This is a genomic window from Polaromonas sp., assembly GCF_030680935.1.
Classification (GTDB): Bacteria; Pseudomonadota; Gammaproteobacteria; order Burkholderiales; family Burkholderiaceae_C; genus Polaromonas.
This window is the reverse complement of sequence record NZ_JAUXUP010000038.1, coordinates 147,473-154,648: the sequence shown is the minus strand read 5'-3', so window position 1 is coordinate 154,648 and position 7,176 is coordinate 147,473. Positions and strand designations below refer to the sequence as shown.

Sequence of the window (7,176 nt, the reverse complement as noted above, 5' to 3'; positions counted from 1 at the left end):
CCATATCCGCTGTGCGTGAACAGCTCCTGAATTAATAGCAACAGGGGCAGCAGCCTCGATCCATCGTCAAGCTCAGGACAGGCCAGGCGCTTAAGCTGGTGAATTACGCATCCAGTCAGCCGTCTGAAAAAACGATTCGCGCAGGCGGGCACGTAGCGCCTCGTCAACACCGGTTTCGCCCATGGCCTGGTCCATACAGGCCAGCCACTGGTCGCGCTCGAGGATGCCGATGACAAAAGGCATGTGGCGCAGCCGCAGCTTGGGGTGGCCAAACCTTTCGGTGTAGTGCTGCGGCCCACCCAGCCAGCCGCATAAAAACCAGAACAGGTGCTGGCGCGCCTTGACCAGTTCGCTGCCATGCGCGGCGCGCAGGGCCGTGTAGGCGGGCTCGATGTCCATCAGGTCGTAAAAGCGGTCGACCAGCTCTTTGACTTTGCCCTCGCCGCCCATCCAGTCAAAAGGCGTGGCAAAGGGCGGCGTGCCCGGTGGTTTTTCTTCGATTTGCATGTTCACTGGGCTTTTCTCAGGGTTTCAACGACCGGCGTATTGAGCACCGAGCGCAAGCCCCACCAACCCGCGGCCAGCGCCAGCGCTGCGCCAGCCAGGCTGCCGAACAAGGGCACGGTCCAGGAGCCAGTCCAGGCAAAGTCAAACACAAAGCGGGCCAGGCCCCAACCCACCGCCAGCGCCACGATGGACGCCAGAAAGCCGGCCAGCAGACCCACACCCGCCAGCTCGGCGCGCTGTACCTGGCGCAGCAGCGAGGAGCGGGCACCGACGGCCCGCATGATGGCAAATTCCCTGGCGCGTTCTTCACGCGTGGCGGTGATGGCAGCAAACAGCACCACCAGCCCCGCCGCCAGCGTGAAGCCAAACAGGTATTCCACCGCGCGTATCACCTGGTCCAGCACACGTTGCACCTGGTTGATGGTGGCGCTCATATCAACGTTGGTGATGTTGGGAAAGGCCTTGACGAGTTCGTTGTCAAAGCTGCGCGGCCTGATGCCGTCGACAGCGACCACGCGCTCGGGCGCGCGAAAGGCGCTGATGTAAGACACCGGCACATCGGTCATTTTGGCCACAGGGTACATGACAAAAAAGTTGACGCGCATCGAGCCCCAGTCCACCTTGCGCAGGCTGGTGATTTTGGCCTCGCTGATCTGCCCGCCTATGTCAAAACGCAGACTGTCGCCCATCTTCAGGCCCAGGGTTTTGGCCAGGCCGTCTTCGACGCTGATGGCGCCTGCTTCGTCCGGTGTCCAGCGCCCGGCGACCACCTCGTTGTGTGACGGTTGCTGCTGCGCATGCGACAGGTTGAACTCGCGGTCCACCAGCCGTTTGGCACGGTCGTCTTCAAAATCGTCGGGCGTGACCTCCTTGCCGTTGACGGCCACCAGCCGGCCACGAATCATGGGGTACCAGTCGAATTTTTTGACACCGCCGTCGCGCAGCGCCTGCTGAAAGGCGTCGCCCTGCTCAGGCTGCACATTGATGACAAAACGATTCGGTGCGTCGGGGGGTGTGGCGCGGCGCCAGCTGCTGATCAGGTCGGTGCGAAGCAGCACCAGCAGCATCAGCGCCAGCAGGCCGACCGCCAGTGCGCTGACCTGCACCACCGCGTACGCTGGCCGCGCTGACAGCTGGCGCGTGGCCAGCACCAGCCAGCGCGGTGCGGTAAGCTCACTGACACTGGCGCGCAGCAGCTTGACGGCCACAAAACTGGCCAGCGCAAACACCAGCACTGCGCCGGCAAAACCGCCCACGGCGATCAGGCCCAGCTTGAGGTCGCTGCTGGCCGCGACCAGCAAGGCGGCAAAACCCAGCACGCCAACCAGCAGCACCGCGAGCGACGCCGGCCGCAGGTTGCCCACATCGCGGCGGATCACGCGCAGCGGCGGCACCTGCGCCAGTTGCAGCACCGGCGGCAGGCCAAACGCCAGCAGCAGGGTCAGGCCCATGCCCATGCCAAATGCTGCCGGCCACAAGGTTGCAGCGGGCAGAGAGGTTTCCACCAGCCCGGCCAGCAGCAGCACAAAGCCGTAATGCACTGCAAAACCAATCGCCACACCCAGCGCACTGGCGCCCAGGCCGACCAGCACAAACTCAAAGGTGTAAGCCAGCGCAATCGTGCGCTGCGGCTGGCCCAGCACACGCAGCATGGCGCAGTCGTCCAGGTGTTTGGCGGCAAAACCGCGCGCCACAATGGCCACCGCCACCGCGCTCAGCAGCGCCGCCAGCAAGGCCACCAGGTTCAGAAATTTTTCGGCACGGTCCAGGGTCTGGCGCATCTCGGGGCTGCCGCTTTCCAGCGACTCTATGCGTACGCCGCGAAACTCGGCCTTCTTGATCTCTTGCGTGGCCCATTGCACATAGGCTTTCACCGCTGCATCCGGGCCAGCCACCGCAAAACGGTAGTTGGTGCGGCTGGCAGGCTGGATCAGACCGGTGGCGACCAGGTCGGCGCTGTTGATCATCACGCGCGGCGAGAAGTTGGCAAAACCGCCGCCCCGGTCGGGCTCCTGCACGATCACCCGTGCCAGCCTGAATTGGGCGTCGCCCATCAACAGCGTCTGGCCAAGCTGCAGGCCCAGGGCGTCGAGCAATGAAGCGTCGGCCCAGGCGGTGCCGGGTAGCGGAATCTCGCGCGTGATCGCTCCGGGGGCGTCCGGGCTGTCGGCCACGCGCATGTTGCCGCGCAGCGGGTACCCGTCGGGCACGGCCTTGAAGGCCACCAGTTTGCTGGCGCCACCCTCTTCTTCACGCGCGCGGCCCATGGTCGGAAAGGTGACCGTCAGCGTAGCCTGCAGGCCTATGTTGCGCGCCCTGGCCACAAAGGCTTCTGGCGTGACACCATCGCTGCGCAGCACCGCATCACCCCCCAGCAGCTGGCGCGCGTCGCGCTGCAGGCCGCCTTTGAGTCGGTCGGCAAAAAAGCCAACCGCCGTCAGAGCCGCCACGGCCAGCGTGACCGCCACAATCAACAAACGCAGCTCACCGGCACGCAGGTCGCGCAGCAGGGTGCGCCAGCCGAGTTTCAGGAAAAGAGGGTTCATGGACCGACCTTACCGCAAAGCGCCCGCCCTTCAGGGAGGGACGGTTTTTAGTGCCGGCGCAGCTAAGGGCAGGGCCGCCAGCCGCCTTTCCAGCGCCTGAAGCACCAGGGCCATGTTGGCGCCCACTTTGATCTGCGGGTTGGAAAAACCGTCATTCTTCCCGGCATCGATCTCGCGCTGCCGGATCACTGGCACCGCCCGCGCAAACGCCTGCTCGAAAGAGAGGGTGTTGCGCAGCTGTTCGTCGAACATGGCGCGGCCGAAAAAGGTCAGCTCCGACAAGCGGCCGCAGCCGTAGGAGGTGTGGGTGGCGTCAGCTGCCGTCATGATCAGCGTGTTGTCGTCGGCCAGTTGATCGATCCAGCCGCCGGAATAACAGGCAGAGACCGCGATCACGCGGTGCCGGATGCCGGCCTTGTCCAGCGCGGCGCGCAACTCGCCGGGGCTGAGCGGCGGCACTTCCAGCGGCCAGTGTGAAGCCGCAAGCTTGAAGTCGCGTGCGCCGTGCGAGGTCAGGTAAACCACCAGCACGTCGTTCTCGCGGTCCATGCGCTGGGCCAGCACCTCAATGGCACGCTGCAGGTTCAGCGGCGTCGCCCACGGATGGGTGAGCGCGGTGCCGGCGTGGTTCAGCAGATGGATCACCCGGCCCTCTGCGTCGAACCGCTCGGCCAGCACGCGGCTGACCAGCGTACTCTCGCGCAGGAACACGTCTTCAGCCGCATACGGCGCAAACACCAGGCCGTACACATCAGCGACGCCCGGACGCTCCGACGCGAGCGCATCCACCGTGCGCTGCCACAACACCTGCTGCGCCTCCAGGGTTTCCTGGCTAAGGCGCAGCCGGGGGCGCGTTTCTTCGGCCTGAGCGTTGCGTGTGGAGTCGCTGTCCCAGGTGCGAGCCTCGAATTGCCAGTGGTTGAGGCCGGTTGCCGCCAGCAAGGCCAGCGAAAACACCGCAGCGCGCCAGTGCCGTCCGGCAAACCGCAAGATCAGCGCTGCGCTGACAGCCAGTGACCAGGCGGTGAAGAACCCATACAAGGTCCAGTAAAACCAGGTTTCGGCAAATACATCAGAGCGTATCCAGCCGTGGGCGATGGCAGCAATCAGTGCCTGCGCAAGGACAAGATTGGGCAATGATGCGGCCAGCCAGAGGACCAGAAAAGCCGCCAGTCCGGCAGGTTGCAGCTCAGCGCTGCCTGATTGCTTCGGCACTGCGGACGGCCCGCCAAAAACCCACCAGGCAAGGCCTGCGCCCAATGCGGTGAACCACCAGGTGGACAACCAGGCCTGCGTATCAAAACGCGCCGGGCCGACGATCTCCAGCCGCAGCAGTGCAATTTCAAGCACGCCCACCAGCGCTGCCACGGCCAACATCTGCGACGGTGCGGGCCCATGGCCGGCAACGCGGGGCACCCGGAAAAAGGCAGCGCGCAGGCCTTCCTGGATCCAGCGCAGGGTCGGCAAGCGAACTGCGTCGCGTTGGCCGGGGCCTGCGGCGTCTGTCAAGGGTTGGGGAAGCCCGGGCCGCGTGGCCTGCGGTTCCAAGTCGTGCATGGCGGCATCATGCCACGGCCTTTGCTCAACGTGGTTCGGCGGGCGTGCGCAGTTTCGGTCCGGCGAGTTCGGGTTGCAGGTGCAGCCTTTGCGGGGCGGAATAACAGACAAAACGCCTGTTGGTCGCGCGCCCGATGGCGCACAAACCCACCGCCTGCGCCACCTGATGGCCCATCTGCGTGATCCCGCTGCGCGAGACCACCATCGGCACGCCCATCTGGGCCGATTTGATGACCATCTCGCTGGTCAGCCGGCCGGTCGTATAGAACACCAGACCGGAAACGCCGGGGGCGAGTGTGGCGGCCATATTCATCCACATCCAGCCGGCAATGGTGTCGATGGCGTTGTGGCGGCCCACATCCTCAACGAATAAAAGCATCTTCGGCTCACTGCCCGCCACGTCAAACAGCGCACAGGCGTGCACCGAGCCCGCCGACTTGTAGGTGGTCTCCTTGAGCCGGATGGTGTTGACCAGGGCATACAGCTGGCCCTGGGTGAGGTGGGCGTCGGCAGGCAAAACTATCTGGTCCACTTCGTCCATCAGGCCGCCAAACACGCTGCCCTGGCCGCAGCCGGTCGTTACCACGCGTTTCGCGGTTTTTTCTTCGATGTCTTTGATGCCGTGCCACGTTTTTACCGCTGCCGCTCCTACATCCCAATCGACCGTGATGGACTCTATGTCGCTGGCTTGCGCGACCAGGCGCTGGTTGCGCAAATAACCCAGAACCAGCAGCTCGGGCTGTGCGCCCAGCGTCATCAGGGTGACCAGCTCGCGCTTGTCAACGTACACAGTAAGGGCTCGCTCCGCAGGAATCGATACTTTCTGCTGCTCGCCATATTCGTTGACGACGTCAATGTCGCAGGTCAGCGGCGCCCGGGCTTGGGTCAGGTAAGGCAAAGGCATGTCGGAAGCCTAACGTAAAAAGGGCCGACACCTTGCGGCTCGGCCCTTTGCAGAAAAAGGACAACTCAGGATTTTTTGGCCGGATTGACGACCGCATCAGGTTGCTTGGTGCTGGGCGGGCTGACAGCCGTTGCGGCTGGGGAATGCGCGCCGGCAGCCTCAATGGGTTTCGCCGGTTCCGGCGGCGTATAGACAAAGGCGCCCGGGTCTGCACAGGGCGGCGTGGCCGTGGGCGGCTTGGTATCTTTTCCGGCCGCCTTGGCGGTTTTGTAATAGCCAGCAGCCACTCTATCCAGCGACTTGCAGAGCAGGTAGCCATCTACCTTGCCGGCCCACGCCGCTTTGGCCGCCGCCTCGGCGGCTTTGGCCTTGGCCTCGTCGCTCAGCGGGGGGAGTTTGGCCAGTGCCGCAACCGACACACCCGTCAACAAAGCTGCAATAAGAAGTTTTTTCATAAGATCCTCTCGGTGAGTCTGATCAGGCTTGCGCAGTCTGGCTGGGGGGCACAGGCTCGCTGCGCTGAGCCGGAATTTTGCCGGCCTTCACATCGTCGTACCAGTACTCGTGGTGTTCTTTGGCCCATGTTTCATCCACATACCCGGTTTTCATGCCCTGGTACGCGCCTTCCATGCCTATGGTGCCGATGTAGATGTGACCGATGAACATCGCCATCATCAACACGGTGGCCACCGCGTGGATCATGTGAGCGATCTGCATCGTATCGCGCACATACAGCAGCCCCGGCACCAGCTTGTCGAGCACCAGCCCGGACGCCACCACCACGATGCCCAGGAAGAACACCCCGCCCCAGAACACCAGTTTTTCACCGGCATTGAAGCGGTGCGAAGGCACTTCTTTGCCCGACAGGAGACCACCGCCCTTGAGCAACCAGCCAATGTCGCCACGGCTGGGCATGTTGTCACGCAAAAACGTGAAAAACACAATCACCAGCGATACGGCAAAAAGCGGACCGGCAAAGTTGTGTGCGGTTTTGAGAATGTAGGTCAACCAGCCAAACAGGGTCAGACCCATCACTGGAAGCAGGAAAAATTTGCCAAAGGCCATCACGATGCCGGAGATCGCCAAAATGCAAAAAGCGATCGCATTGGACCAATGCGCCGAACGCTCAAAGGGTGTGAAGCGCTCGATCTTGTGCCCGGTGTTGGTACCATGCATTTTGATGGTGCCCTTGCCAAAATAAAACAGGGCAATAGCACCAATAACGATCAGCAACAAGGATCCGCCATAAGGGATCAGCCAGTTGTTGCGTACCTGCCGCCAGGCCTCCCCGGCGTTGGTCAGACGGGAACCGGGATATTGCACAAAAGGCTGGATCAGGTTGCCTGCCTCTGGCGCCTCGCTTTTGGGCAGACTGCTGTAGCCGGTCACACCAGTCCCCACCTGCCGCCAGATGGGTGCGTTGTTGCCGGGCTGTACTTTGGCTCGCTCGGCGTTGGTCTGGTTGGCGTAATTCGGGTCGGCGCTGGCGTCGGGTTTGACTTCGAAGATGTTGGCGCTTTTGATGCCGCCCGACGGCGCTGCGGCGGCAGCAGGGGCCGCTGTCGGGGCAGCAGTCGTCTGCGCTGAAACGCCAGCGGCCCAGCCGGAGGCTGTCAACAGCAGTGCTGCCAGAACTCGCGAAAATCGCAGGGGACCTTGCAT

At 63.4% G+C, this 7,176-nt stretch carries 6 protein-coding genes; all 6 read right to left on the bottom strand.

The genetic code is table 11. The annotated features are described in order from the left end of the window. Positions 1-90: 90 nt before the first annotated feature. The 6 genes from Q8L50_RS10315 to Q8L50_RS10290 all read right to left on the bottom strand — a co-directional run bounded on the left by Q8L50_RS10315 (position 91) and on the right by Q8L50_RS10290 (position 7,176). Positions 91-507, bottom strand: a complete 417-nt coding sequence (locus Q8L50_RS10315) for a group II truncated hemoglobin (protein WP_305348586.1) — start codon at positions 505-507, stop codon at positions 91-93. Between the two features lie 2 nt (positions 508-509). Beyond that, on the bottom strand, positions 510-3,053 hold the full coding sequence (locus Q8L50_RS10310; protein ID WP_305348580.1) for an ABC transporter permease: 2,544 nt from the start codon (positions 3,051-3,053) through the stop codon (positions 510-512). 30 nt (positions 3,054-3,083) lie between these two features. Then, positions 3,084-4,610 carry a C13 family peptidase gene (locus tag Q8L50_RS10305; RefSeq protein ID WP_305348579.1) on the bottom strand — a complete coding sequence of 509 codons (1,527 nt, stop codon included), beginning with the start codon at positions 4,608-4,610 and terminating at the stop codon, positions 3,084-3,086. Between the two features lie 25 nt (positions 4,611-4,635). Beyond that, on the bottom strand, positions 4,636-5,514 hold the full coding sequence (locus Q8L50_RS10300) for a formate dehydrogenase accessory sulfurtransferase FdhD (RefSeq protein ID WP_305348578.1): 879 nt from the start codon (positions 5,512-5,514) through the stop codon (positions 4,636-4,638). A 65-nt stretch (positions 5,515-5,579) separates the two neighbouring features. Further along, positions 5,580-5,969, bottom strand: coding sequence for a hypothetical protein (locus Q8L50_RS10295; RefSeq protein ID WP_305348577.1), 390 nt, complete (start codon positions 5,967-5,969; stop codon positions 5,580-5,582). Positions 5,970-5,991: 22 nt separating this feature from the next. Further along, on the bottom strand, positions 5,992-7,176 hold the full coding sequence (locus Q8L50_RS10290) for a formate dehydrogenase subunit gamma (protein WP_305348576.1): 1,185 nt from the start codon (positions 7,174-7,176) through the stop codon (positions 5,992-5,994).

What these genes read in the sequence shown, in the direction of transcription:
- Q8L50_RS10315 (WP_305348586.1), bottom strand. Translation starts at nt 507, where the DNA reads ATGCAAATCGAAGAAAAACCACCGGGCACGCCGCCCTTTGCCACGCCT.
- Q8L50_RS10310 (WP_305348580.1), bottom strand. Translation starts at nt 3,053, where the DNA reads ATGAACCCTCTTTTCCTGAAACTCGGCTGGCGCACCCTGCTGCGCGAC.
- Q8L50_RS10305 (WP_305348579.1), bottom strand. Translation starts at nt 4,610, where the DNA reads ATGCACGACTTGGAACCGCAGGCCACGCGGCCCGGGCTTCCCCAACCC.
- Q8L50_RS10300 (WP_305348578.1), bottom strand. Translation starts at nt 5,514, where the DNA reads ATGCCTTTGCCTTACCTGACCCAAGCCCGGGCGCCGCTGACCTGCGAC.
- Q8L50_RS10295 (WP_305348577.1), bottom strand. Translation starts at nt 5,969, where the DNA reads ATGAAAAAACTTCTTATTGCAGCTTTGTTGACGGGTGTGTCGGTTGCG.
- Q8L50_RS10290 (WP_305348576.1), bottom strand. Translation starts at nt 7,176, where the DNA reads ATGCAAGGTCCCCTGCGATTTTCGCGAGTTCTGGCAGCACTGCTGTTG.